The sequence below is a fragment of the Catellatospora paridis genome (genome assembly GCF_009720365.1).
GTDB lineage: Bacteria > Actinomycetota > Actinomycetes > Mycobacteriales > Micromonosporaceae > Catellatospora > Catellatospora paridis.
This window is the reverse complement of the sequence record NZ_WBZD01000016.1, coordinates 112,512-137,240: the sequence shown is the minus strand read 5'-3', so window position 1 is coordinate 137,240 and position 24,729 is coordinate 112,512. Positions and strand designations below refer to the sequence as shown.

The window sequence follows — 24,729 nt, the reverse complement described above, 5'->3', positions numbered from 1 at the left end:
AACGGAGGAAAGGGTCAAACAATCACATCTTCGTCACACGCGAACGCGCAGAGTGGTCTGGGGCGTTTTCGGGCTTAGAGTGAAGTGACCAGCCGCGATCGGCGGGCGGCGCGGTCGCGCGTCAATCGGCCTCGGGAAGGTGTCCATGGCGGCCACACCCCAAGCACTGCAGGCACATCGCAATCGCGTGCCCGCGGAGCGGCGGCGTAATTTCGGTGTGTACGTCATCGCCATCACCGTGGCAGCAGCTGCCATCACTCTGCGTGACCTCACGGAACTGCCGAAGGTCATGGAACATGTCACCCTCGGCTTCTGGGTGCTGGCCGGGCTCGCCGTCGCGGGCGACGCCCTGCCGGTGACGCTGCCCGGCCGGTGGAACACGTCGGCTATCTATCCGTCGATCTGTTTCACGTTCGCCATAATGATCGACTCCGGTCTCGCGGCCGCCGTGGTGGTGCAGGGGCTGGCGGTGGCGGTCGCCTCGCTGCGGCTGCGGCACGCGCTGTGGCGGGCCGTGTTCAACCTCGGCCAGTACACGCTGGCCTTCGGGTTCGCCTACGCGGTGCTGCACCTGCTCAGCGGCGACGCCCCGCCCGGACTGCCCGCGCTGGCCGCCTCGGCCGCGGTGTGGTTCGCGGTGAAGTACCTGACCACGGCGACGGCGATCTGGCTGCGCGACGGCGGCTCGCTGCTGCCGATCATCATGGGCCCGCTGGCCAACGAGGCGCTGAGCACCGGCGCGCTGCTCATGCTGGGCCCGGTCATCGCCGCGCAGACCGAGGTCGCGCCGGAGCTGGTGCTGGCGCTGATCCTGCCGCTGCTGGCGGTGCGGCGGCTGTCCATCATCACCGCCGAGCAGAACCACCTGGCCAACATCGACACCCTCACCGGCCTGGCCAACCGCAAGGCGCTGATCGGCGAGGTGTCCGCCGCGGTCGCCGGCCACGCCCAGCGCGCCGTGCAGGGCGACCCGCGCAGCCGCTTCGGCCTGCTGCTGCTCGACCTGGACCGGTTCAAGCACGTCAACGACTCACTGGGGCACGAGGTGGGGGACCGGCTGCTGATCGCGGTCGGCGACCGGCTGGACCGGCTGGTGCGCCCCGGCGATCTGGTCGCGCGACTGGGCGGGGACGAGTTCGCCGTCGTGGCGAAGCGCCTCGACAACGCTGACCAGGCACGGGAGCTGGCCGAGCAGATCGAGCAGGCGCTGACCGCCCCGGTCGTGCTGGACGGGCTGCCGCTCGACGTGGGCGGCTCGATCGGCATCGCCGTCTACCCCGACCACGGCACCAACTTCGCCACCCTGCTGCGCCATGCCGACGTCGCCATGTACACGGCCAAGCACGACGGCGACGGCGTCGCCGTGTACGACCCCGACGCCGACCAGAACTCCCCGCAGCGGCTGAGCCTGCTCGCCGACCTGCGCACCATGCTCAGCCGGCCGGACCGGGGCGGACTGCGGCTGTTCTACCAGCCCCAGGTCGAGATCACGACCGGTGAGGTGGTCGGCGTGGAGGCGCTGCTGCGCTGGCAGCACCCGACCCGCGGCCCGGTCAGCCCGGACGAGCTGATCCGGGTGGCCGAGCCCAGCTCGGTGATGCGCCTGCTGACGCGGTGGGTGGTGGAGGAGGCGGTGATCCAGCTCGCCAAGTGGTCCGCGTCGGGCATGCAGGTGCGGATGGCGGTCAACGTCAGCGTGCGCGACCTGCACACCGGCGCGATCGTCGAGCAGATCGAGGAGCTGCTCCAGCGGTACGGCGTCCAGCCGTACCAGCTGCAGCTGGAGATCACCGAGAGCGCGCTGATGGCCGACCCGCACCGGGTGCTGGCCACGCTGACCCGGCTGCAGCTGCTCGGTGTCGGCATCGCGCTGGACGACTTCGGCACCGGGTATTCGTCGCTGCAGCACCTGCGCCGGCTGCCGCTGTCCGAGGTGAAGATCGACCGCTCGTTCGTGATGGCCATGGCCGACGACCCGGACGACCTGGTGATCGTACGGTCGATCATCGAGCTGGCCGGGGCGCTCGGACTGCGCGTGGTCGCCGAGGGCGTGGAGGACGAGCGGGCCTGGCGCCTGCTCCAGTCCGCCGGGTGCGAGGTGGCCCAGGGCTGGTTCTACGCCCGCCCGCTGCCGCCCGACGAGCTGGCCGACTGGCTGTCGCGCACCACCCTGCCCGCCCGCAGCGCCTGAGCTCGGGGCCAGGGGCGCTGCGAACCGCACCTGCGGTGACAAATAGACTCGCTACGGGCGCGGAGCGTGTGCCACCCTTCGCGCTGTCCGAGTTCGCCGCTACGTGTAGGGGGCAGTCATGGCCGCCATCTCCCGCGAAGAGGTCGCGCATCTCGCGCGCCTGTCGCGGCTCGCCGTCACCGAACAGGAGCTGGACCGCTTCGCCGGGCAGCTGGATGTGATCCTGCAGTCGGTGGCGCGGGTCGGTGAGGTCGCCGCGGATGACATCCCGCCCACGTCGCACTCGGTGCCGCTGGTCAACGTGCTGCGCGAGGACGTCGTCGTGCCCGGCCTGACCCGTGCAGAGGCACTGTCGGGCGCGCCGGACACCGCCGAGGACCGGTTCCGCGTCCCCCAGATCCTTGCGGATGAGGAGTGACCCCGATGAGTGATCTGATCAAGCTGACCGCGGCCGAGCTGGGCGCGAAGATCGCCGCCGGCGACGTCTCCGCGGAGGAGGTGACCCGCGCCCACCTCGACCGCATCGCCGAGGTCGACGGCCGGGTGCACGCCTTCCTGCACGTCGACGACGCGGGCGCGGTCGAGGCCGCGCGGGCCGTCGACGCCCAGCGCGCCGCGGGGGGCAAGCTCGGCCCGCTGGCCGGCGTGCCGATCGCGATCAAGGATGTCATCGCGACCAAGGGCATCCCCACCACGGCCGCCTCGAAGATCCTCGAGGGCTGGCGGCCGCCGTACGACGCGACGGTGATGACCCGCATCCGCGACGCGGGCATGGTCATGCTCGGCAAGACGAACATGGACGAGTTCGCGATGGGCTCCTCCACGGAGTACTCGGCCTACGGCCCGACGTACAACCCGTGGGACCTGACCCGCATCCCGGGCGGCTCCGGGGGCGGCTCGGCGGCGGCGGTCGCCGGGTACGAGGCCCCGCTCGCGATCGGCACCGACACCGGCGGCTCGATCCGCCAGCCCGGCGCGGTCACCGGCACCGTCGGCGCGAAGCCGACCTACGGCGGCACCTCCCGATACGGCCTGATCGCGTTCTCCTCGTCGCTGGACACGCCCGGCCCCGTCGCGCGCACCGTGCTCGACACCGCGCTGCTGCACCAGGTGATCGCCGGGCACGACCCGCGTGACTCCACCTCCATCCCGCTGCCCGTGCCCGACGTCGTCGCCGCGGCCCGGCAGGGCGCGACCGGCGACCTCACCGGCGTGCGGGTCGGCCTGGTCAAGGAGTTCTCCGGCGAGGGCGCGGAGCCCGGCGTGATGGCCGTCTTCCGCGACACCGTCGAGGCGCTGACCAAGCTGGGCGCCGAGGTCGTCGAGATCTCCTGCCCGCACTTCCAGTACGCGCTGCCCGCGTACTACCTGATCGCGCCGAGCGAGTGCTCGTCGAACCTGGCCCGCTTCGACTCGGTGCGCTTCGGCCTGCGCGTCGGCGACGACGGCCGCAACTCGCTCGAGGACGTCATGTCGATGACCCGCGAGGCGGGCTTCGGCGACGAGGTCAAGCGCCGCATCATCATCGGCACGTATGCGCTGTCGTCGGGTTACTACGACGCCTACTACGGCCAGGCGCAGAAGGTGCGCACCCTGATCACGCGCGACTTCACGTCCGCGTTCGAGAAGGTCGACGTGCTGGTCTCGCCGACCACCCCGTTCACCGCGTTCGAACTGGGCGCGCGCACCGCCGACCCGTACCAGATGTACCTGGCGGACCTGTACACGATCCCGACGAACCTGTACGGCGGCCCGGCCATCTCGGTGCCGGTCGGCCTGTCCGAGGGGCTGCCGGTGGGCCTGCAGATCATGGCCCCGACCATGGCCGACGACCGGATGTACCGGATCGCCGCCGCGGTCGAGTCGACGGTGGGCACCTTCACCCCGCCCGCGCTCTGACGGTCACGCGATACGGCGTCCCCCTCCCCGCCCGGGGAGGGGGACGCCGTCGTCTCAGCGCCTGAGGAGCGGATGAGCCGGGGTCAGGAGGCGGCCCCCTTCAACCGGGGGTAGAGCAGGCCCGCGAGGACCGCGCCGATGGCGCCGGAGACGGCGAACACCCAGATGTCCGACCAGTCGCTGGCCCCGCCGGCGATGGTCAGCGCCAGTTCCGGCCCGAAGGTGCGGGCGAAGTTGAGCGACGCGCTGGTGACCGCCGCGATGGCCAGCGTGCCACCGGCGTACGCCAGGCCGAGGCTGATGCCCGAGCGCTCGCCGTCGCCGACCGCGAACATGACGCAGGCGATGACGAACACGGCCAGCGCCTCGGCGACGATCGCCGCGATCAGGCCCTTGCCGGAGCTCGCCGCCTCGGACAGGCGGTTCGCGCCGAGCCCGGCGGACACGCCGTTCTCGCCGTAGCACAGCCACATGAGCAGGCCGCCGACGAAGCCGCCGACCAGCTGCGCGGCGATGATCGCAGCGCCGCCGACCCAGTCCACGCTGCCGCGGACCGCGGCGGCGAGGGTGAGCCAGGGATTGAAGTGGCCGCCGAAGATCCACGCGGCGGCGGCCGCGGCGATCATCAGGCCGACCGCGCCCGCCAGCAGCGGACCGCCGCCGACGATCAGCGCGCCGACACCGAAGAAGACCAGTACTGCGGTGCCGAGCGCCTCGGCGGTGAGGCGGGACAGCGTTGCGGAACCCATCATGCACCTCCCTGTGCATCGATGAGGGAAAGAACGCGACGCGGAAACCGGCTGGCCGGACAGGGGTGACCGGCCGGTGCGCGACCCGTTCTCAGGGTGCATTCAGGATCACGGCGGCGGTGATCAGCGCACAGCGACGAATGAATGAATGAGGGCTCACCCGATCGGCTCATGTTGTGACGTACGCCACTCGTTCTGTCATGATCGATGCGTGGAGGGGCGGATAACCCGGTGTGAGCGGGGCCGGGCGGGCTACTAGGCTGGTGGTTGTTTTGTCCGGCGGCGTCTCGCACGCCCACGCCAAGCCTGGAGCGAGCAGATGAGCACCAACGTGCTGCCCACCTACGACGACGTCGTCTCCCGCTACGAGCCGGTCATCGGCCTGGAGACCCACGTCGAGCTGGGCACGGTCACCAAGATGTTCTGCGGCTGCCCGACCGACTTCGGCGGCGAGCCCAACACCCAGGTGTGCCCCGTCTGCCTGGGCCTGCCCGGCAGCCTCCCGGTCGCCAACCGCGCCGCGATCGAGGCGACCATCCGCATCGGGCTCGCGCTGAACTGCTCGATCGCCACCTGGTGCCGCTTCGCCCGGAAGAACTACTTCTACCCGGACATGCCGAAGAACTTCCAGATCAGCCAGTACGACGAGCCGCTGTGCACCGACGGCTACCTCGACGTCGAGATCGACGGCGAGACCGTGCGCATCGGCATCGAGCGTGTGCACCTGGAGGAGGACACCGGCAAGACGCTGCACGTCGGCGGCGCCACCGGGCGCATCCACGGCGCGACCGAGTCGCTGGTCGACTACAACCGGGCCGGCATCCCGCTCGTCGAGATCGTCACCAAGCCGGTGCCCGGCCTCGGCGCGCGCGCCCCCGAGATCGCCAAGGCGTACGTCGCCGAGCTGCGTGACGTCATCCGCACCCTGGGCGTCTCCGACGTGCGCATGGAGCAGGGCTCGATGCGCTGCGACGTGAACACCTCGCTGAACCTGCCCGGCGCGGAGTGGGGCACCCGCACCGAGACCAAGAACGTCAACTCGCTGCGCAGCGTCGAGCGTTCGGTGCGTACGGAGATGCTGCGCCAGGCCATGGTGCTCGACGGCGGCGGCACCATCACGCAGGAGACCCGGCACTTCCACGAGGACACCGGCGACACCACGTCGGGCCGCTCCAAGGAGACCGCGACCGACTACCGCTACTTCCCCGAGCCCGACCTGGTGCCGCTCGCGCCCGAGCCGGCGTGGGTGGAGCAGCTCAAGGCCGCGCTGCCGGAGCTGCCCCGCGAGCACCGCGCCCGGCTGAAGACCGATTGGGGCCTGTCCGACCTGGACATGCAGTCGATCCTCAACGCCGGTGCGGTCGAGCTGATCGAGCGCACCGTCGCCGCGGGCGCGTCGCCGGAGGCGGCCCGCAAGTGGTGGCTGGGCGAGCTGTCGCGCCGCGCCAACGCCGAGGGCGTCGAGCTGGAGGCCGTGGGCGCCACGCCCGAGCAGGTCGCGAAGCTGCAGGTGCTGGTCGCGTCGGGCAAGCTGACCGACAAGCTGGCCCGCCAGGTGCTGGAGGGCGTGCTGGCCGGCGAGGGCGACCCGGAGCAGATCATGGCCGCCCGCGGCCTGGAGGTCGTCTCCGACACCGGCGCGCTGACCGCCGCCATCGACGAGGCCATCGCCGCCAACCCCGCGGTCGCCGAGAAGATCCGAGGCGGCAACCAGGCCGCGGCGGGCGTCCTCATCGGTGCGGTCATGAAGACCACCAAGGGCCAGGCCGACGCCAAGACCGTCCGCGAACTGGTCCTCGCCCGCCTGGCGGGCTGACCGACCCGCCGGGCCTCTGCCCGGACCCGCTTTACATATACGTTGGCCTATCTGGATGACTTCGATCGCGAATTTGTCATCCAGATAGGCCAATGTCTATGTAGGGCGGGTCGTGGGAGCGGCAGGAAGCCGGGGCGGGCCGTCAGCGGGTGGTGCGGCTGGGGGTCGGGCGGGGTGACGTGCCCGGGGCGGCTGCCTGGTCCGGTGGGGTGTCGTCGACGACGTGGCGGGACAGGGCGACCTCGGCCAGGCCGGTGCCGCCGACGGTGATGTCGTCGTACGCCATCAGCGCCCGGTTGTCGTCGAAGTAGAGCACCGACATCGTCAGCGGCGTCGGCGTCTCGCCCTCCAGCCCGCGCAGCCCGGCCCCGCCGGTCGAACCCTGCACCATGAGCATGGTCTTGTCGTCGCCGAGCTTGCCGACCTCGCGGTGGTGCCGGTGCCCGGCCAGCACCACCGGGGCGTATCCGGCCAGCGGCCCCGCCGACAGCGGGTCGTGCACCAGCGCCAGGTCGACGACCCGGTCGCGCTGCTTGGCGATGGTGTCCGCGAGCTGGTCGCCGACGTCGAGGACCCGCTCCACGGTCTGCTTGGACTCGCCCGAGCCGGCCGGCTCCGCCCCCTTGTCCGGGGTGAAGCGCGGGTCGCCGATCCCGCCGATGCTCAGCCCGGCCACCCGCACCACCCGGTTGTCCAGCACGACCGCGTTGGGCTGGGCGGCGACCGCGGCCTGGGTCACGGCCGAGTCGTGGTTGCCGCGCACGAAGACGTACGGCACCTTCAGCAGCGAGATCGACGCCACGAACGCCTTCTCGGGCTCGCTGCCCCAGTCGGTGATGTCGCCGGTGTCGACCACGACGTCGATGTGGAAGTTGTCCACCACGGTGCGGATCACGCCCCACGCCGCGGGGTTCAGGTGCAGGTCGGAGACGTGCAGCACGCGCAGGGTGTTGTCCTCGGGGGAGTACACCGGCAGGTTCTGCACCGTGGCGTAGAGGCTGCCGACGTTGCTCACCAGCTTCTGCAGCTGCGCGGCGTACTCGTCGTACCGGTCGGCGATGCGCTGCGCGTTGCCCAGCACCGACGGCGCATTGGCCAGCAGGCCCTCGTACCGCGGTTCACGCAGCGCGCCCGGGTTGAACGTGCCGAACGCCGAACCGAACGCGCCCAGCATGATCGTCAGCGCGAGTCCGCCCGCCCAGGCGACCCGGCGCATCCGCCGGTACACGAGCGCGGCCAGCAGCATCGCGCCGAGCACCGCGACCGCGGTGGCGCGCAGCACCAGCCGGGTGACCCCGGCGCGTACGTCGTCGACGGCGGTGCGGCTGGCCGTGGTGATGCCCGCGGGATCGGTGATCAGCGCCTCGGTGCGGGTGCGGTCGAGCGCGTCCAGCCGGACCATCAGCCGCGCCGGGCCGTCGTGGCTGTCCAGTTGCAGCGAACCCAGCGGCGGCAGGACCACCTCGGTGTCGCCGTACAGCGACGGGGTGAGCGCCATCGTCGAGCGGAACGGGCCTACGTCCACGCTGGTGGCGGCGGCCAGGTAGAGGCCGAGCGCGAGCCCGGTCAGCGACACGACCACCAGGCCGAACGCCGAGCCCAGCCGTCGCCACGGCACCCGGCCGTACACGGCCGCCAGCATGGCGCGTCCACGCGGGCGCGAATCGTCGCCCGACCCGTCCCCCATGTCGCGTCCCAGCGGCCGTGCCCACCTCGGCAACCGAGTCATCGCCCCATCATGCCCCGGCTGTCACGCGGGAGCGAGCGTGACAGCCAGAATTCGATCATCGGCCGCGACGGGTTTACCCCGGCCGTCGTGGTTGCTGGTGAGCACCCACACCGAGCCGTCCGGGGCGGTGTGCGCGTCGCGCAGGCGGCCGTACTCACCGACCAGCGCTGCCGCCGGCGCGGCTCGCATGGTGCCGTCGGCCCGCACCGGCACCAGCCACAGGCGCTCGCCACGCAGGCAGGCGGCGACCAGGACGTCCCCGGTCATCGCCGCGCCCGAGCACGACGCCTCGGCGGTCGACCAGGCCACCACCGGGTCGACGTACGGCGCCTGGCCGGTCGCGCCCTCGACCTTGGGCCAGCCGTAGTTCTTGCCCGGCTCGATCCGGTTGACCTCGTCCCAGGTGTTCTGGCCGAACTCGGTCGCCCACAGGTGGCCGCCGGAGTCCCAGGCGATGCCCTGCACGTTGCGGTGGCCGTAGGACCAGACCAGCGTCCCGAACGGGTTGCCCGGCGCGGGTTTGCCGTCCGGTGTCATCCGCAGGATCTTCCCGCCCAGACTCTTCAGGTTCTGCGAGTTCCCCACGGTCGAGGCGTCGCCGGTGGTCGCGTAGAGGAAGCCGTCCGGCCCGAAGGCCAGCCGCCCGCCGTTGTGGATGCCCGAGACCGGGATGCCGGTGACGATCGGCTGCGGCCGGCCGCCGAGCTTCCAGCGTGCGATGCGGTTGTCCTTGTTCGAGGTGTAGTACAGGAACACCGTCTTGTCCTGCGCGTACTGCGGCGAGACGGCGATGCCGAGCAGGCCGCCCTCGCTGTTGGCGTCCGCTTCGTGGATGGTGCCGACCTCGGTGACGGTGAGCCTGCCGCCGGACGAGCCGGGACCGACCTGCACGATCCGCCGGGAGTCGCGCTCGGTCACCAGCGCGCCGCCGTCGGGCAAAAACGCGACACCCCACGGCGCGCGCAGGCCGGTGGCCAGGGTCTTCACCTCGGCGGTACGCGGGCTGAAGGTCGCCGCCGCAGGCGACGGAGCGGCCGACGACGGGGCGGCCGGCAGCGTCGGCGCCTGGGTGGCGACCGTTTCGGGCTCCTTGCTGCACCCTGCGGTGAAAGCGAACGCGGTCAATGCCGCGATGATCCCGTTCCGTGCCCGGCGCGAAGACATGCGGTCGAGCCTAACTCGTTGCGCTGTGCTCAACTACTGCCTCATTTCTCTCAACCCCCGCCCGCACATCCGCGTCGGAAGGGCGACGGAAGGAGGAGCCGTATGGCGGACGAGGGGTTCCGCGAGTTCGTGCAGCTTCGCTACGGCGAGCTGTTGCGTACCGCATACCTGCTCACGGGCTCGACCCACGCGGCCGAAGACCTGGTGCAGTCGGCACTGCTGAAGGCGTACCGGCGCTGGGAGCTGGTGGACGAGCCCATGGCGTACCTGCGCCGGGCGCTGGTCAACCAGCGCACCAGCGTGTGGCGCCGGATCGGTTCCCGCGAGCTGCTCACCGGCGTGCTGCCGGACCGGGGTCGGGCAGACGGGAGCGCCGCGCACGCGGACCGCGACGAGCTGATGGCGGCGCTGGCGAAGCTGCCGGTGCGCATGCGCGCCGTGCTGGTGCTCCGTTACTGGGAGGACATGTCCGAAGCGGACACCGCCGCGCTGATGGGCTGCTCGGTGGGTTCGGTGAAGTCCCAGGCCAGCCGCGGGCTGGCCAGGTTGCGGGAGGTGCTGCGCCCGGAGCCCCGGCGTGCGGCCGACGTGGCGGGGGTGATCGCGTGAGCGAGCGTGAGTTGATCGACGGGCTGGCCCGGCTGGCCGAGCCGGTGGTGCCGGGCGAGGACCCGTACGGCCGCCTGATGCGCCGGCACCGCCGGTCGCGGCGGACGAAGGCCGGGGGTTGGGCCACGGCGGCGGTGCTGGCGGTGGTCGCGGCGCTGCTGGGGCCGATCGGCATCCAGGGCGCGGCGACGCCGGTGCTCGGCGGCCCGTCGACGCCGGCGGACGTCACGCCGGGCGGGCCGGTCACCCCGTGGGTGGCCCGGCTGCTGTCCGCGCCGACCCGCGGCAGCCTGGCCGGTGACACCGCGTTCCTGAACGAGTTGACCGAACGCCTGGACGCGAGGTTTCCCGAGATGGTGGCCGGCGGGCGGGTGACGCTGCTCTTCGCGGGCGAGGCGGGTGGCGGCACGGTGGTGCTCGCGGCCCGGCACAGCGCCACCCACCAGGTCGGCATCACGATCCTCGACAAGCCCGGCGCCACCGCTGCCGAACTGGCCGTCGCCTCCACCGAACAGCGGCGGGAAGGTTCGGTGAGCGTCTTCACCGACGGCATCGGGCCGCTGTTGACGGAGACGATCCTCGGGGTGGACGGGCTCTGGGCGGGCTACCTGACGGTCGGTGTCGTGCCGCAGGGGTGCGCGATCGAACTGGCCGACGGGCGTGCTGCCACGCTGTCCTGGCGGCCGAGCCCGACGGACGGCTACTTCGTGCTGCAGACCAGGTATCAGCTGCTGCGGCTCACCTGTGACGGGGTGGTGCGCTACCAGGGCGACGCCGACCGGGGTATGGCCCACGGCTTCGGCCGGGCGCGGCTGTCGGCGGCGGAGATCGAGCAGGGCCTGGTCGGAGCCCGTGGCGAGCTGGACCGCGAGTGGGCCGGTGAACTACTGCGCCACGATGGGATCAGGGACACGGCTGACCTGCCGAGCATCCTCTACCAGGGACGCCTGCCGGGCGCGGCGGAGGACGTGCAACGGGCTGCCCTCCTGATCCAGCGCCGGACCGACGGCGGCTGGATGCTGAACCTCGTACGGCGGGACGGCATGAGCCAGGGCTTCGACACCTCGGCGGACGTCAGCACCGGCGAGACGGTGCTCGGCATCGAGGCGGGCTGGCTCATCGACGAGCAGACGGACCGGATGCGCCCGAGCGCGACACCGCCGGCGTCCCCGGTGCCGTTCCTGGTGCTGGCTCCGCGCGGCGCGGTCACCGTGGAGGCGCTCGACGACGACGGCGCGGTGGTGACCTCGGCGAGCCTGACCGACGGGGTGGGCACGCTGCTGCTGACCCGTCCCGCCCGGCTGCGGGCGCTGGACGCCGCCGGTACCCAGGTCGGCACCGGCAACACGACGTTGCCGCAGCCGAAGCCGATGCACCTGCTGAGCGTCGAGCCGATCGACGCCTGGTCCTGATCCGCCGGTGTCGCGTGGCGGGCACGGCAGCATCGTGCCCGCCACGAGACACCCGCGCCCCTGGATGCTCCGTGCCGCGCCTGGTCCCGGGTGGGACACCGGGCGGACGATCGTCCCGCCCGTGGGGCGGCGGTCCCGCGCGCGGGGCGGGCAGGCCGGTCGATAGCGTGGGGCCGTGCGGATGTGGATCGCCCATGAGGCCGGACGTGAACTGATGGGCCCGCTGCCGGCGGGCGTCGAGGTGGCGGTGCTGCCCCGCCCGGACGCGCCGCTGCCGGGCGACCCGGCCGAGGTCGAGTTCTGGGTGCCCCCGTTCCTGAGTAGTGGCGACATGGTCGGCGTGGCCGCCCGGATGAGCAACCTGAAGGTCGTGCAGCTGATCACCGCCGGGGCCGACGCCTGGGTCGGCCGGCTGCGCGAGGGTGTGACGCTGTGCGACGCGCGCGGCGTGCACGACTCGCACACCGCCGAGTGGGTGGTCACGGCGATCCTGGCCTCGCTGCGCCGGTTCGACCACTTCGCGCGGGCGCAGGCGGCGCACCGCTGGGCGTACGCCGAGGTCACGCCCACCGACGAGCTGGGTGGCAAGCGGGTGCTGATCGTGGGCGCGGGCTCCATCGGCGCGGCGGTCGCGGCGCGGCTGGCCCCGTTCGAGGTGGATCTGGCGTACGTGGCCCGCACCGCCCGTGACGGCGTGCACGGCGTCGACGAGCTGCCCCGGCTGCTCCCGCAGGCCGACGTGGTGGTGCTGCTGGTGCCGCTGACCCCGCAGACCCGGGGCCTGGTCGACGCGTCGTTCCTGTCCGCGATGGCCGACGGGGCGCTGCTGGTCAACGCCGCCCGGGGGCCGGTCGCCGACACCGCGGCGCTGACCAAGGAGCTGGCCTCCGGCCGGATCGGCGCGGCGCTCGACGTCACCGACCCCGAGCCGCTGCCCGCCGGGCACCCGCTGTGGGACATGCCGAACGTCCTGATCACGCCGCACGTGGCCGGTTCGGTGCGGGGACTGCTGCCGCGGGCGTACCGCCTGGTGGGCCGGCAGCTGCGCCGGTATGCCGCCGGCGATCCCCTCGACAACCAGGTCCGCGACGGCTACTGACGGCTTCGCCGCGGCGGACAGGAGCCGTCAGGCCGTGGCGAGGGACTGGCCGGCGGCCTTGACCAGCGCGGGAAGGTCAGCCGGGCGCACCGCCGTCAGCGGGAGCGCGGTGCCGTCGGTGAGCACCGCGACGACCCGCTTCGGGCCGTCCGCGCGCAGCTCGGCGACCTGCGGCCACAGCACCACCCGGTTGCCCAGCAGCGCGCGCACGCGCATCCCGCGCTCATTGGCGTCGGTGCCGGCCCGCCAGGCCCAGATCATGATCACGACGGGCACGGCCGGGACCAGCCACCAGAACCCGCCCTGTGCGGCGAGCGGCACCCCGCCGAGCGCGGTGAGCAGGGCGGCGACGCTGATGGAAGCGGGGAGGCGGAAGCGGGTCACGCCACGATTGTTCCACGTAGTGTGTTGTGTCGGACGTCACGGGCATACTGACCGACGGGCCCGCGCGCTCCTGGTGCGTCGCAGTGAGACCCGAGGGGCGCGAAAACTGAAGACGCGGTGAAACTGGGAAGAAGTGAGGTCGACGATGACCGTTCTGCTACTCATAGGCACGGCGAAGGGGCTGTTCCTCGCCCGCCGGGACCGGGTCGGGGACGCCTGGCAGCTGTCCGTGCCGCAGTTCCCGATGACGGGGGTGTACGCGGTCGGCGTCGACACCCGCCGCGCCACGCCCCGCCTGCTGGCGGCGGTCGACAGCTCGCACTTCGGCCCGAGCGTGGCGACCAGTGACGACCTGGGCGTCTGCTGGCGCGAGCCGGACCAGGCCCCGCTGGCGTTCCCGCAGGACACCGACACGGCGCTGAGCCGGGTGTGGGCACTGCAGCCGGGCTCGGCCGCCGAGCCGGACGTGGTCTGGGCGGGCACGCAGCCGTCCGCCCTGTTCCGCTCGACCAACGGCGGCCTGACCTACGAACTCGTCCGCAGCCTCTGGGACCACCCGCACCGCACCGAGTGGGGCGAGGGATTCGGCGGCCAGGCCATCCACACGATCCTGCCGCACCCGACCGACCCGCAGCGGGTGCTGGTGGCGATGTCCACCGGCGGCGTCTACCGCACCACCGACGGCGGCGAGACCTGGCACCCGTCCAACAGCGGCATCCGGGTGAGCTTCCTGCCCGACCCGTTCCCGGAGTTCGGCCAGTGCGTGCACAAGGTGGCCCGCGACGGCGAGGACCCCGAGCGGCTCTACCTGCAGAACCACCATGGGGTGTATCGCTCCGACGACGACGGCCAGACCTGGTCCTCGATCGCGGACAGCCTGCCCAGCGACTTCGGCTTCGCGATGGTGGCGCACCCGCGCCGGGGCGGCACCGCCTGGAACTTCCCGATCACCGCCGACGCGCTGCGCTTCCCGGTCGACGCGAAGTGCCGGGTCTTCCGCACCACCGACGCGGGCAAGACCTGGACCCCGCAGGCGTACGGGCTGCCCACCGCCCCGTTCTACCCCTCCGTGCTGCGCGACGCCATGTGCGCCGACGACAGCGACCCGGTCGGCGTCTACTTCGGCAGCCGCACCGGCGAGGTGTTCGCCAGCGCCGACGAGGGCGACAGTTGGGCGCTCGTCGCGGCGCACCTGCCCGACGTGCTGAGCGTGCGGGCGGTCCGGATCTGATGGTCACGGTGCTGGTGCCGGGCGCGCTGCGGACCGAGGTCGGCGGCGCGTCCAAACTCGAGGTGCAGGCGGACGGCACGCTGCGCGCGGTGCTGGACGAGGTCGACCAGCGCTGGCCCCGGCTGGGCCGGCGCATCCGGGACGAGCGGGGCGAGCTGCGCCGCTACGTCAACGTGTACGTGGACGGGGAGGACTGCCGGGTGCTGTCGGGCCAGGAGACGCCGATCGCCGGCGGTGGCGAGGTGCAGGTGCTGCCCAGCGTCGCGGGCGGCAGCGTGGAGCAGGAGGCGCCGGCGCTCGACGGGGACCGCATCCTTGCCGACAACTTCGCCCCGTGGGTGCGGGAGCTGGGCCTGACCGTGCAGGAGACCGGCCCCGACTGGGCCACCCTGCGGCTGCCCTGGTCGGACCGGCTGGCCCGGGAGGGTGGCGCGCTGAGCGGGCAGGCACTGATGGCGGCCGCGGACACGGCGACGGTGATCGCGGTGAGCGCGGCCCGGGGCGGGTTCGTGCCGATGACCACGGTGCAGCTGGCGACGACGTTCCAGCGACCGGTGCTCGGTAGCGACGTGCTGGTCACGGCCCGGCTGACCAAGCTGGGTCGGACGATGGCGTTCGCCGACATCACGATGACCGCCAAGGGCGCGCTCGTCGCCCACGCGACCGCGGTGTACGCCCTGCTCTGACCCTGCGCCGTGCCGGGCGCGGGCCCGAACCCCGGTTTTCCATAGACATTGGCCTATCTGGATGAGTTTGATCTACAAATTCTCATCCAGATAGGCCAACGTCTATTCGGGGCGGGGCGGGGCGGGGCGGGGCGGGGCGGGGTCAGGTGAGGTCGGACCAGAAGGGGATCTGTTTCGGCGTGGTGGCGCCGAGGGGCTGGTCGCCGGGTGGGAGGTCGAACTCGTGGTGCAGATAGGCGGGCAGGGTGTCGCCGTAGACGATGACGTCGGTCTGCATGACGGAGAACACGGGCAGGTCGGTCTCTGGCAGGGCGGGGGCGTAGCGGTGGCCGTACACGGGAACCAGCCGCGGGGTCTGTTCGAGCAAGCGGCGGGCGACCGCCAGCGCGAACGCGGTGCGCGACGGCCGGTCGCCCCACGCGGGCAGCCAGAATCCGTTCTCCTGCACGTCGAACAGCACCCCGTCGACCGGTGCCGCGAGCTGGTCGCGGAGCTGGTCGGGGTCGCCGTCGCGCCAGTCGGGCCAGCGCCCGCCGACCGGGAGCCCGGCGGCGAGCAGGGCCCGGTGGTCGGGGTTGAAGGTGAACCCGTAGCGCTGCTGCAGGCCCGCGAACTCGGCCGCGGACAGCGGGTCGGCGACCTGGGCCGGCAGCGCCGCCAGCAGTTCGCGGGCGTACGCCGCGGACAGGGTCATGGGGCGAGTTTAGGCCTCAGCCGACCGGCGGAGCGGTGCTTCCCCGGGGCACGAGCTGCGGTGTCGTGTCCTGGAAGCCGCGGATCTCGGCCCCGTCGAGGATCTTCAGCAACTGGTCGGCGGCGTGCGCGCCGTACGCGGCGATGTCGCGGCTGACCGCGGACAGCTGCGGGTGCAGCAGCTGGCACAGCGGCGAGTCGTCCCAGGCCACGATGGACAGCTGGTGCGGCACGGAGATGCCCATCTCGTGCGCGACGCCCAGCCCAGCCACCGCCATGGTGTCGTTGTCGTAGACGATCGCGGTCGGGGAGGGGCGGCGGGACAGCAGCGCCCGGGTGGCGCGGGCACCCTCCTCGCCGGTGTAGTCGGTGTAGACCGTGGTCACGTCGGTGAGGCCGACCCGGTCGGCGGAGTCGGCGACGGCCTGCCCGCGCAGCGAGGTGTGCCACAGGTCGGCCAGCCCGGCGACCCGGGCGACCCGGCGGTGCCCGAGCGCGGCCAGGTATTCGACGACGGACGTGGTCACCGCGACCTCGTCGCTCCATACGCCGGGCAGGGTGCCCAGGCCGTGCGGGCCGCCGATGACCACGCAGGGCATGTTCAGCTCTTCGAGCAACGGGATGCGCGGGTCGTCGCGGCGCAGGTCCACGATGATCACTCCGTCGACCCGGCGCTGCGCCCACCAGCGGCGGTAGGTCGCCATCTCGCGCTCGCGGTCCTCGGTGACCTGCATCAGCAGGCTGACGTCGCGGGCCGACAGGGTCGCCTCGATGCCCGAGATGAGCTGCATGAAGAAGGACTCGATGCCCAGTGTGCGGGCCGGTCGGTCGACGATCAGGCCCAGCACGCCGGTGCGGCCGTCCGACAGCGCCCGCGCGGCGCTGCTGGGGTGCCAGCCGAACTGCTCGGCTACGGCGAGGATGCGGCGGCGGGTCTCCTCGGAGACGCCGGGGCGGCCGTTGAGCGCATACGACACCGCACCCTTGGACACCCCCGCGGCGCGGGCGATGTCGGCGATGGTTACGCGCTTCATATGAGCTCCAGCTGCTTTGTCAATGATCGAAGCCCCCTTCGTGCTGAACAGTTCAGCACGAAAGGAGCTCCGATCACAGTGGCTCAGTCGGTGTACCCCGGCATGGGGAAACCCTGGAGCAGGTCGCGCACCTCACCGGCGATGCGCTCGACGGCGGCCGTGTCGTCCTTGACCGCGGCGGTGACGGCGTCGTCCATCCACGCCGCGACCTGCGGCATGTGCTGCTCGGACAGGCCCCGCGTGGTGAGCGCGGCGGTGCCCAGGCGGATGCCGGACGGGCTCCACGGCTTGCGCGGGTCGTAGGGCACCGTGTTGAAGTTCAGCTCGATGCCGGCCGCGTCGAGCACCTTGGCCGCGGGCTTGCCCTCGACGCCCTTGCCGGTCAGGTCGATGAGCAGCAGGTGGTTGTCGGTGCCACCGGAGACCAGGTCGAAGCCCCGGTCGTTGAGCGCGGCCGCGAGCGCCTTGGCGTTCGCGACGACCTGGTGGGCGTACGCGGTGAAGGTCGGCTGCGCCGCCTCGTGCAGCGCGACGGCGATGCCGGCGGTGGTGTGGTTGTGCGGGCCGCCCTGCAGGCCGGGAAAGACGGCCTTGTCGATGGCGGTGGCGTGCTCGGCGGAAGCCATGATCATGGCACCGCGCGGGCCGCGCAGGGTCTTGTGCGTGGTCGTGGTGATCACGTCGGCGTGGCCGACCGGCGACGGGTGCGCGCCGCCCGCGATCAGGCCCGCGATGTGCGCGATGTCGGCGACCAGGATCGCGCCGGCCTCGCGCGCGATCGCCGCGAAGGCGGGGAAGTCGATGGTGCGCGGGATCGCCGTGCCGCCACAGAAGATCATCTTTGGGCGCTCGGCCAGTGCCAGGTCGCGGACCAGGTCCATGTCGATGCGGCCGCTGTCGCGCCCGACGGTGTAGTGCACCGGCCGGAACCACTTGCCGGTCGCCGACACCGGCGAGCCGTGCGTGAGGTGGCCGCCCTGAGCCAGCTCCAGCGACAGGAAGGTGTCGCCAGGCGTCATGAAGGCCAGGTAGACGGCGAGGTTGGCGGGGGAGCCGGAGTACGTCTGCACGTTGGCGTGCTCGGTGCCGAACAGCGCCTTGGCCCGCTCGATCGCCAGCGTCTCGACCTGGTCGCAGAACTGCTGGCCCTCGTAGTAGCGCTTGCCCGGGTAGCCCTCGGAGTACTTGTTGTTCAGCACCGTCCCGCAGGCTTCGAGCACCGCGGTGGAGACGTAGTTCTCCGAGGCGATCATCCGCAGCTTGTCGTGCTGCCGCTTCGCCTCGCCCTCGATCAGCGCGGCCAGGGTGGGGTCGGCGGCCGCCAGGTGCGGCAGTTTGGGCTCGTGCATCGTGGAACTCCTCGCGTCCGGTGCCACCCGCATCCTATTCCGGTCACGATCACCCCCCACCCCCGCCCCTTTCCGCGTTGATCATGAAGTTGTGGTCATGACACGCCGTCGAACCGTGCCATAAGTTCATGATCAACGCGGGGGGGGTGGAACGGGACACGCTGGTTGACCATGAACCGAAGTTCATGGTCAACCAGCGTGAGGGAGTCCTCCCGCGGGGGCGAGCCTGCGGGGGACCGGGGTCTTACGGGACGAGGCGGTATGCGCCGTCGCTGGCGCTCGTGGCCATCGACGCGTACGCCCGCAGGGCCGCGCTCACCGGGCGCTGCCGGTCGACCGGGGTGTACGGTTTTTCCCGCTTGTCCTGAACGATACGCCTCTCGGCGAGCACCTGCTCGGGGACCTCCAGGACCATCGATCGCGCGGGGATGTCGATGGCGATGGTGTCGCCGTTCTCGACCAGCGCGATCAGGCCGCCGCCGGCCGCCTCGGGCGACACGTGCCCGATGGACAGGCCGCTGGTGCCGCCGGAGAAGCGCCCGTCGGTGATCAGCGCGCAGGCCTTGCCCAGGCCCCGGCCCTTGAGGAACGAGGTCGGGTAGAGCATCTCCTGCATGCCGGGACCGCCGCGCGGGCCCTCGTAGCGGATGACGACCACGTCGCCGGCCACGATCTCGCCGCCCAGGATGGCGGTGACCGCGTCATCCTGCGACTCGAACACCTTCGCCGGGCCGGTGAAGCGCAGGTTCTCCTCGGACACGCCGGCGGTCTTCACGACCGCGCCGTCCGGGGCCAGGTTGCCGAAGAGGATGGCCAGGCCGCCGTCGGCGGAGTACGCGTGCGCCAGGTCCCGGATGCAGCCGTTGGCCGCGTCGGTGTCCAGCGTGGACCACACGTTCTCGGTGCTGAACGGCTGCGTGGTGCGCACCCCGCCCGGCGCGGCGTGGAACAGCAGCTCGGCCTCGGGCAGCGTCGCGCCGCTGCGGATGTCCCAATCGGACAGCCAGCCCGCCAGGTCCGGCGAGTGCACCGCGTGCACGCCGGTGTGCAGCAGCCCGGCCCGGTTCAGCTCGCCCAGCAGGGCGGGAATGCCGCCGGCCCGGTGCACGTCCTCCATGTGGTACTGCTGGCTGTTCGGCGCGACCTTGGCCAGGCACGGCACCCGCCGCGAGATGGCGTCGATGTCGGCCACGCCGAAATCCATCTCCGCTTCGCGGGCTGCGGCCAGCAGGTGCAGCACCGTGTTGGTCGAGCCGCCCATGGCGACGTCGAGCGCGACCGCGTTCTCGAACGCCTCGCGGCTGGCGACGGCGCGCGGCAGCACGGAGGCGTCGTCGCCGTCGTAGTAGCGCTTGCACAGGTCGACGATCAGCGAGCCGGCCTTCTCGAACAGCGCCTTGCGGGCGGCGTGGGTGGCCAGCGTGGAGCCGTTGCCGGGCAGCGCCAGGCCGATCGCCTCGGTGAGGCAGTTCATCGAGTTCGCGGTGAACATGCCGGAGCAGGAGCCGCAGGTCGGGCAGGCGGACCGTTCGATCTGGCCGAGCTGCTCGTCGCTGACCGCGTCGTTGGACGCCGCGATCATCGCGTCGATCAGGTCGAGCTTGGTGTGCACGACACCCTCGACCGCGACCGTCTTGCCGGCCTCCATCGGGCCGCCGGAGACGAACACCGTCGGGATGTTCAGGCGCAGTGCCGCCAGCAGCATGCCGGGCGTGATCTTGTCGCAATTGGAGATGCACACCAGCGCGTCGGCGCAGTGCGCGTTCACCATGTACTCGACCGCGTCGGCGATCAGCTCGCGGCTGGGCAGCGAGTAGAGCATGCCGCCGTGGCCCATGGCGATGCCGTCGTCGACGGCGATCGTGTTGAACTCGCGGCCGACCCCGCCGGCCTCGGCGATCGCGTCGGAGACCAGGCCGCCTAGGTCCTTGAGGTGTACGTGCCCAGGCACGAACTGGGTGTAGCTGTTCGCGACGGCGATGATCGGCTTGCCGAAGTCGCTGTCGGTCATACCGGTGGCACGCCACAGCGCGCGGGCGCCGGCCATGGTGCGACCGTGAGTGGAGGTGCGGGAACGCAGCTCGGGCATGTCGTAAGTGTGTCACTCGTCTGAGCGCGCGCCCAGCTCAGCACTACTGTGTCCATACCGCGGGACGGCGATGGAGAGGGAATGTCGCACAACGTGTCTCGCTTTGTGCTCAGAGCTGCGGCAGAGTGGTGACGTGGACCTCCCCCCGGGGCTCGCGATAGCCGTACTGGCGAGCGTGTTGACCGCTGTGCCTGTGGTCTGGGCACTGGCGACGAATCGGCTGGTCGACCAGCACGGCCTGGTCGTCCGCGCGAACCGGCTCAGCGCCGGTGCGCTGATGGTGTTCGCCCTCGCCGCCCCGATCGCCTGGGTGCACACGGCCGGCTGGCCGGACGGCTGGGTGGACCGGATGAGCAGCCGGATGGTGCTCGGCGGCCTGCTCGGCCTGCCCGCCTCGATCGCGGCGCTGCTGCTGGTGGCCGCGCTCCTGGAGATCACCGATCAGGTGGTGGGCGACGGCGCCCGGCTGCGGCTGATGCTCGAGTCGCTGATGGTGGCGTCGGGCCTGTTCATCGTGGCCTGGACCTTCGTGCTGGCGCCGGAGAAGCCCGGCGGGCATCACGCGCTGCCGGGTGCCTGCGTGCCGGTGCTGGTGGCCACGGTGCTGTGCTGCGCGGTGCTGGGGTTGAGCGCGGTGCTGGTGGTGCGCGCCCAGCTGCGGCGGGGGCCGCTGCTGCGGCACTGCATCGGTGCCGGGCTGATGGCCGTCGGCATGACCACCATCGCCGGGGGCGCCTGCTACGGCGCACCGCTGGTGGTGCTGGTGGGAGCGGCCGCCGTGCCGACCGGCGCGGCCCTGTGGTTCATCGGGCCGCCGCCACCGCCGCGGGCCAGCGACTCCGAGTCGGTGTCGCCGAGTTCGGGCCTGGCCGCAGGCCTGGCGCCGGTGGTGACGATCTCCCTGGTGGTCGTGCTCGGCTACAGCCGGGGCATGGGGATCGAGCCGGTCACCGCCCTGGTCGGCATCGTCAACGGCCTGTTCATGGTCGGCCGGCAGTACCTGGCCGTGGTCGACGTGCGGCGGGCCAACAACCGGCTGGCCGACAGCGAGTCGCACTTCCGGGAGCTGGCCCACACCGACCCGCTGACCGGCCTGGCCAACCGGCGCGGGCTGCTGCGCACCATGTATCTCGACGCGGCGGGCGGCCCGCCCTGCGTGCTGCTCACGCTGGACCTGGACGGCTTCAAGAACGTCAACGACATGCGCGGCCACGACGCGGGCGACGCGGTGCTGATCGAGGTCGGCCAGCGGCTGCGGCTCAACCTGCGCCCCGGCGATCTCGCGGCGCGGCTGGGCGGCGACGAGTTCGCGGTGCTGATGTGGAGCCGGCCCGGCGAGGCGGGCAAGGTCGCCACGCGCCTGCTGTCCGTGCTGTCCCGGCCCTACCACCACGGTGCCGCCGACATCTTCCTGTCCGCCAGCATCGGCCTGGCCGGATGCGGGGCCGCCGACGACATCCCCACCCTGCTGCGCAACGCCGACCTGGCACTGCGCGCCGCCAAGCAGCGCGGCAAGAACCGGGTCGAGCTCTACGACGAGGTGTACGACAAGCAGCTGCGCCGCCGCACCGCGATCGAGCACGAGCTGCGCGGTGCCATCGAGCGCCAGGAGCTGTCGCTGGCCTACCAGCCGGTGGTGGCCCTGCCGTCGACCCGCCCGGTCGGCGCGGAGGCCCTGATCCGCTGGAATCACCCGGAGCTGGGCGCGGTCGGCCCGCTGGAGTTCATCCCGATCGCCGAGGAGACCGGCCAGATCGAGGTGCTGGGGGCGTGGGTGCTGGACCAGGCCTGCCGACAGCTGTCGCGCTGGGTGCAGGAGGGCTACGACGTCTGGGTGTCGGTGAACATCTCCCCGCGGGAGCTGCACTCCACCAAGTACGTCACCGGAGTCAAGGAGGTGCTGCGCAAGCACCGGGTGCCGCCGTCGCGGCTGGTGCTGGAGGTGACCGAGCACGCCGTGGCCACCGACCTGGACGAGTTCCGGCGCACTCTGGCCGCGCTCCGCGCGCTGGGCCTGCGCATCGCCCTGGACGACTTCGGCGCGGGCTACTCCTCGCTGGGACAGCTGCGCCAGATGCCGGTGGACATCCTCAAGATCGACCGTGACCTGGTCATCGACGCGCCGTCCGACCACGGGCCGGGTGCGCCGATGGTGGACGTGGCGGTGCGCCTCGGGCAGCGCCTCGGCCTGCAGGTGATCGCCGAGGGCATCAGCGAGCCGCACCACCGCCGCCTGGTCGAGGCGACCGGGTGTCCGTACGGGCAGGGGCAGTTGTTCGGCATGGGCGTGCCCGCCGAGCATCTGGAGGCGAGGCTGGCGTCGTCCAACGGCGGCCCCAAAGCCCTCCCGGCCGCACCGACCCGCCCGCTGCCGAGCACGACGTCCGCGGGCAACGGCGCGCCACCGACCAAGATGCTCCCGAGCACCCAAACGGCTCCCGGAAACGGCGTCTCACCAGCTAAGTCGTTGCCGCTGGGGCAACCGCTCAACGGGCTCTCACCGGTTCGCGCCGGCGAGACGAGCGGCAGCTCAGCGGCGCGCCACGACACGGTCGTCCCAACATCCGGGAGCAGTTGACTCAGCGGCTGAGATGCGTCAAGCTGAGCCCATGTCGACCTCTCGGCCGTCCGCCCGAGTACTTACCTGAGCGCACTCTCCACTGAGCGAGAGTGCGCTGGCCCCCGTGCGAACTTTGCACGAGGGCTTTTTTGTTGGCCGGACGCCCTGAGACCTTCCAGATGCCAAAGGTGATCGGAAAATGACTAGACCCAGCCCGGAGTCACTGGCCCAGCGGGCCGCGGCGCAACGATCAGCGCCCCCCGCCGCCACCAGCGCCCAGACCGCCCCCGTTGCGGCCACCGGTGCGCAGAGCCTCGTCAAGTCGCTGGAGGCGCTCGGGGTAGAGGTGGTCTTCGGCATTCCCGGCGGCGCCATCCTGCCCGCGTACGATCCGCTGTTCGACTCGAAGCTGCGCCACATCCTGGTCCGCCACGAGCAGGGCGGCGGGCACGCCGCGACCGGATACGCCCAGGCCACCGGCAAGGTCGGCGTGTGCATGGCGACGTCGGGCCCTGGCGCGACGAACCTGGTCACGCCCATCGCGGACGCCTACATGGACTCGGTGCCGCTGGTGGCGATCACCGGTCAGGTGGCCCGCCCGGCCATCGGCACCGACGCCTTCCAGGAGGCGGACATCCAGGGCATCACGCTGCCCATCACCAAGCACAACTTCCTGGTGCAGTCCCCCGACGACCTGCCCCGGGTGCTGGCCGAGGCGTTCCACCTGGCCGCCACCGGCCGGCCCGGCCCGGTCCTGGTCGACATCCCCAAGGACGTGCTGCAGGCGCAGACCACGTTCAGCTGGCCGCCGGCGCTGGACCTGCCGGGCTACCGGCCGACCCTGCACCCGCACGGCAAGCAGATCCGGGAGGCGGCCCGCCTGATCATGGCGGCAAGGCGCCCGGTGCTGTACGTCGGCGGCGGCGTGCTCAAGGCGCAGGCCACCGAGGCGCTACGGGAGCTGGCCGAGCTGACCGGCATCCCCGTGGTGACCACGCTGATGGCCCGGGGTGCGTTCCCCGACTCACACACCCAGCACGTCGGCATGCCCGGCATGCACGGCACGGTGTCGGCGGTGTACGCGTTGCAGCGCAGCGATCTGCTGATCACCCTGGGCGCGCGCTTCGACGACCGGGTGACCGGCAAACTGGACAGCTTCGCACCCGATGCCCAGGTCATCCACGCCGACATCGACCCGGCCGAGATCGGCAAGAACCGCCACGCGGACGTGCCGATCGTGGGCGACGTCAAGCACGTGCTCGAGGAGCTGATCGCGGCGCTGAAGGCCGAGACCCACCCGGCCCGCGAGGAGTGGTGGGCCCAGCTCAACGACCTGCGCACCCGTTACCCGCTGGGCTGGGAGGAGCCGGAGGACGGCACGCTCGCCCCGCAGTACGTGATCAAGCGGCTGGGCGAGATCGCCGGTCCGGACGCGGTCTACGTGGCGGGTGTGGGCCAGCACCAGATGTGGGCCAGCCAGTTCATCTCGTACGAGAAGCCGGCCACCTGGCTCAACTCCGGCGGCCTGGGCACCATGGGCTACGCGGTCCCGGCCGCGATGGGCGCCAAGGTGGCCCGGCCCGACGCGGTGGTGTGGGCGATCGACGGCGACGGCTGCTTCCAGATGACCAATCAGGAGCTGGCCACCTGCGCCCTGGAGGGTATCCCGATCAAGGTGGCCGTCATCAACAACGGCAACCTGGGCATGGTCCGGCAGTGGCAGACGCTGTTCTACGACTCGCGTTACTCCAACACCGACCTGGGCACGCACAAGCACCGCATCCCCGACTTCGTGAAGCTCGCGGAGGCCCTGGGCTGCATCGGCATGCGCTGTGAGTCGGCCGAGGACGTCGACAAGACCATCGAGGCCGCCATGGCGATCAACGACGCGCCCGTGGTCATCGACTTCGTGGTGGGCAAGGACGCCATGGTGTGGCCGATGGTCGCCGCCGGCACCAGCAACGACGAGATCCAGTTCGCCCGGGGCGTCCGCCCGACCTTCGACGAGGATGACCTCTGACATGACCGAGCGCAG

The 24,729-nt window shown here is 71.8% G+C and carries 19 protein-coding genes; 11 read left to right on the top strand and 8 right to left on the bottom strand.

All coding sequences use genetic code 11. From position 1 onward, the window contains the following. Positions 1–145: 145 nt before the first annotated feature. The 3 genes from F9C41_RS29975 (at position 146) to gatA (ending at position 4,090) form a co-directional block, all read left to right on the top strand. The gene (locus F9C41_RS29975; protein WP_230690122.1) at positions 146–2,191 is read left to right on the top strand and encodes a putative bifunctional diguanylate cyclase/phosphodiesterase; all 2,046 of its coding nucleotides are present in this window, start codon (positions 146–148) and stop codon (positions 2,189–2,191) included. Between the two features lie 118 nt (positions 2,192–2,309). Then, positions 2,310–2,609: an Asp-tRNA(Asn)/Glu-tRNA(Gln) amidotransferase subunit GatC gene (gene gatC / locus F9C41_RS29970; RefSeq protein WP_155390163.1), complete on the top strand. Its 300-nt coding sequence runs from the start codon at positions 2,310–2,312 to the stop codon at positions 2,607–2,609. A 5-nt stretch (positions 2,610–2,614) separates the two neighbouring features. Next, a complete protein-coding gene (gatA, locus tag F9C41_RS29965) occupies positions 2,615–4,090 on the top strand; it encodes an Asp-tRNA(Asn)/Glu-tRNA(Gln) amidotransferase subunit GatA (protein ID WP_155390162.1) in 1,476 nt (491 codons plus the stop codon). Positions 4,091–4,173: 83 nt separating this feature from the next. Here the strand turns inward: gatA and F9C41_RS29960 are convergent, their stop codons facing one another. Then, positions 4,174–4,842 (bottom strand): MIP/aquaporin family protein, encoded by a 669-nt coding sequence (locus F9C41_RS29960; protein WP_196280014.1) that lies wholly within the window; start codon positions 4,840–4,842, stop codon positions 4,174–4,176. Between the two features lie 316 nt (positions 4,843–5,158). On the opposite strand from F9C41_RS29960, the gene gatB reads away from it, so the two are divergent. Continuing rightward, on the top strand, positions 5,159–6,655 hold the full coding sequence (gene gatB, locus F9C41_RS29955) for an Asp-tRNA(Asn)/Glu-tRNA(Gln) amidotransferase subunit GatB (RefSeq protein ID WP_155390160.1): 1,497 nt from the start codon (positions 5,159–5,161) through the stop codon (positions 6,653–6,655). A 142-nt stretch (positions 6,656–6,797) separates the two neighbouring features. Here gatB and F9C41_RS29950 read toward each other — a convergent pair whose 3' ends face one another. Together F9C41_RS29950 and F9C41_RS29945 are read right to left on the bottom strand one after the other, a co-directional pair. Continuing rightward, a complete protein-coding gene (locus tag F9C41_RS29950; RefSeq protein WP_230690121.1) occupies positions 6,798–8,297 on the bottom strand; it encodes a metallophosphoesterase family protein in 1,500 nt (499 codons plus the stop codon). 108 nt (positions 8,298–8,405) lie between these two features. Then, the gene (locus F9C41_RS29945; protein WP_155390159.1) at positions 8,406–9,548 is read right to left on the bottom strand and encodes a PQQ-dependent sugar dehydrogenase; all 1,143 of its coding nucleotides are present in this window, start codon (positions 9,546–9,548) and stop codon (positions 8,406–8,408) included. A 102-nt stretch (positions 9,549–9,650) separates the two neighbouring features. Here F9C41_RS29945 and F9C41_RS29940 point away from each other — a divergent pair, with 102 nt between their 5' ends. The 3 genes from F9C41_RS29940 to F9C41_RS29930 all read left to right on the top strand — a co-directional run bounded on the left by F9C41_RS29940 (position 9,651) and on the right by F9C41_RS29930 (position 12,668). After that, a complete protein-coding gene (locus F9C41_RS29940; protein ID WP_155390158.1) occupies positions 9,651–10,157 on the top strand; it encodes a SigE family RNA polymerase sigma factor in 507 nt (168 codons plus the stop codon). Beyond that, the gene (locus F9C41_RS29935) at positions 10,154–11,569 is read left to right on the top strand and encodes a hypothetical protein (protein WP_155390157.1); all 1,416 of its coding nucleotides are present in this window, start codon (positions 10,154–10,156) and stop codon (positions 11,567–11,569) included. The genes F9C41_RS29940 and F9C41_RS29935 overlap by 4 nt, the downstream gene beginning before the upstream one ends. A 175-nt stretch (positions 11,570–11,744) precedes the next feature. Continuing rightward, the gene (locus F9C41_RS29930) at positions 11,745–12,668 is read left to right on the top strand and encodes a 2-hydroxyacid dehydrogenase (protein ID WP_155390156.1); all 924 of its coding nucleotides are present in this window, start codon (positions 11,745–11,747) and stop codon (positions 12,666–12,668) included. Between the two features lie 27 nt (positions 12,669–12,695). Here F9C41_RS29930 and F9C41_RS29925 read toward each other — a convergent pair whose 3' ends face one another. Continuing rightward, the gene (locus F9C41_RS29925; RefSeq protein ID WP_155390155.1) at positions 12,696–13,052 is read right to left on the bottom strand and encodes a PH domain-containing protein; all 357 of its coding nucleotides are present in this window, start codon (positions 13,050–13,052) and stop codon (positions 12,696–12,698) included. 145 nt (positions 13,053–13,197) lie between these two features. Between F9C41_RS29925 and F9C41_RS29920 the strand changes: the two genes are divergently transcribed. Both F9C41_RS29920 and F9C41_RS41575 read left to right on the top strand, forming a co-directional pair. Then, positions 13,198–14,283, top strand: a complete 1,086-nt coding sequence (locus F9C41_RS29920; protein WP_155390154.1) for a WD40/YVTN/BNR-like repeat-containing protein — start codon at positions 13,198–13,200, stop codon at positions 14,281–14,283. Further along, positions 14,283–14,969: a MoaD/ThiS family protein gene (locus F9C41_RS41575; RefSeq protein ID WP_230690119.1), complete on the top strand. Its 687-nt coding sequence runs from the start codon at positions 14,283–14,285 to the stop codon at positions 14,967–14,969. The genes F9C41_RS29920 and F9C41_RS41575 overlap by 1 nt, the downstream gene beginning before the upstream one ends. A 142-nt stretch (positions 14,970–15,111) precedes the next feature. Here the strand turns inward: F9C41_RS41575 and F9C41_RS29905 are convergent, their stop codons facing one another. From F9C41_RS29905 to ilvD, 4 genes are all read right to left on the bottom strand, one after another. Next, positions 15,112–15,663, bottom strand: coding sequence for a hypothetical protein (locus F9C41_RS29905; protein WP_155390153.1), 552 nt, complete (start codon positions 15,661–15,663; stop codon positions 15,112–15,114). Positions 15,664–15,679: 16 nt separating this feature from the next. Beyond that, positions 15,680–16,696 carry a LacI family DNA-binding transcriptional regulator gene (locus F9C41_RS29900; RefSeq protein WP_155390152.1) on the bottom strand — a complete coding sequence of 339 codons (1,017 nt, stop codon included), beginning with the start codon at positions 16,694–16,696 and terminating at the stop codon, positions 15,680–15,682. A gap of 83 nt (positions 16,697–16,779) precedes the next feature. Continuing rightward, a complete protein-coding gene (locus tag F9C41_RS29895) occupies positions 16,780–18,045 on the bottom strand; it encodes a serine hydroxymethyltransferase (RefSeq protein WP_155390151.1) in 1,266 nt (421 codons plus the stop codon). Positions 18,046–18,289: 244 nt separating this feature from the next. Next, positions 18,290–20,134: a dihydroxy-acid dehydratase gene (ilvD, locus tag F9C41_RS29890; RefSeq protein WP_155390150.1), complete on the bottom strand. Its 1,845-nt coding sequence runs from the start codon at positions 20,132–20,134 to the stop codon at positions 18,290–18,292. A gap of 133 nt (positions 20,135–20,267) precedes the next feature. On the opposite strand from ilvD, the gene F9C41_RS29885 reads away from it, so the two are divergent. Both F9C41_RS29885 and F9C41_RS29880 read left to right on the top strand, forming a co-directional pair. Then, a complete protein-coding gene (locus F9C41_RS29885) occupies positions 20,268–22,712 on the top strand; it encodes a putative bifunctional diguanylate cyclase/phosphodiesterase (protein WP_155390149.1) in 2,445 nt (814 codons plus the stop codon). Positions 22,713–22,893: 181 nt separating this feature from the next. Beyond that, the gene (locus tag F9C41_RS29880) at positions 22,894–24,714 is read left to right on the top strand and encodes an acetolactate synthase large subunit (protein WP_155390148.1); all 1,821 of its coding nucleotides are present in this window, start codon (positions 22,894–22,896) and stop codon (positions 24,712–24,714) included. Positions 24,715–24,729: the final 15 nt, after the last annotated feature.

Coding starts and splice junctions, on each gene's coding strand:
- F9C41_RS41575 (WP_230690119.1), top strand. CDS start 14,283: ATGGTCACGGTGCTGGTGCCGGGCGCGCTGCGGACCGAGGTCGGCGGC.
- ilvD (WP_155390150.1), bottom strand. CDS start 20,134: ATGCCCGAGCTGCGTTCCCGCACCTCCACTCACGGTCGCACCATGGCC.
- gatC (WP_155390163.1), top strand. CDS start 2,310: ATGGCCGCCATCTCCCGCGAAGAGGTCGCGCATCTCGCGCGCCTGTCG.
- gatB (WP_155390160.1), top strand. CDS start 5,159: ATGAGCACCAACGTGCTGCCCACCTACGACGACGTCGTCTCCCGCTAC.
- F9C41_RS29945 (WP_155390159.1), bottom strand. CDS start 9,548: ATGTCTTCGCGCCGGGCACGGAACGGGATCATCGCGGCATTGACCGCG.
- F9C41_RS29920 (WP_155390154.1), top strand. CDS start 13,198: ATGACCGTTCTGCTACTCATAGGCACGGCGAAGGGGCTGTTCCTCGCC.
- F9C41_RS29975 (WP_230690122.1), top strand. CDS start 146: ATGGCGGCCACACCCCAAGCACTGCAGGCACATCGCAATCGCGTGCCC.
- F9C41_RS29950 (WP_230690121.1), bottom strand. CDS start 8,297: ATGCTGGCGGCCGTGTACGGCCGGGTGCCGTGGCGACGGCTGGGCTCG.
- F9C41_RS29895 (WP_155390151.1), bottom strand. CDS start 18,045: ATGCACGAGCCCAAACTGCCGCACCTGGCGGCCGCCGACCCCACCCTG.
- F9C41_RS29940 (WP_155390158.1), top strand. CDS start 9,651: ATGGCGGACGAGGGGTTCCGCGAGTTCGTGCAGCTTCGCTACGGCGAG.
- F9C41_RS29960 (WP_196280014.1), bottom strand. CDS start 4,842: ATGATGGGTTCCGCAACGCTGTCCCGCCTCACCGCCGAGGCGCTCGGC.
- F9C41_RS29900 (WP_155390152.1), bottom strand. CDS start 16,696: ATGAAGCGCGTAACCATCGCCGACATCGCCCGCGCCGCGGGGGTGTCC.
- gatA (WP_155390162.1), top strand. CDS start 2,615: ATGAGTGATCTGATCAAGCTGACCGCGGCCGAGCTGGGCGCGAAGATC.
- F9C41_RS29880 (WP_155390148.1), top strand. CDS start 22,894: ATGACTAGACCCAGCCCGGAGTCACTGGCCCAGCGGGCCGCGGCGCAA.
- F9C41_RS29905 (WP_155390153.1), bottom strand. CDS start 15,663: ATGACCCTGTCCGCGGCGTACGCCCGCGAACTGCTGGCGGCGCTGCCG.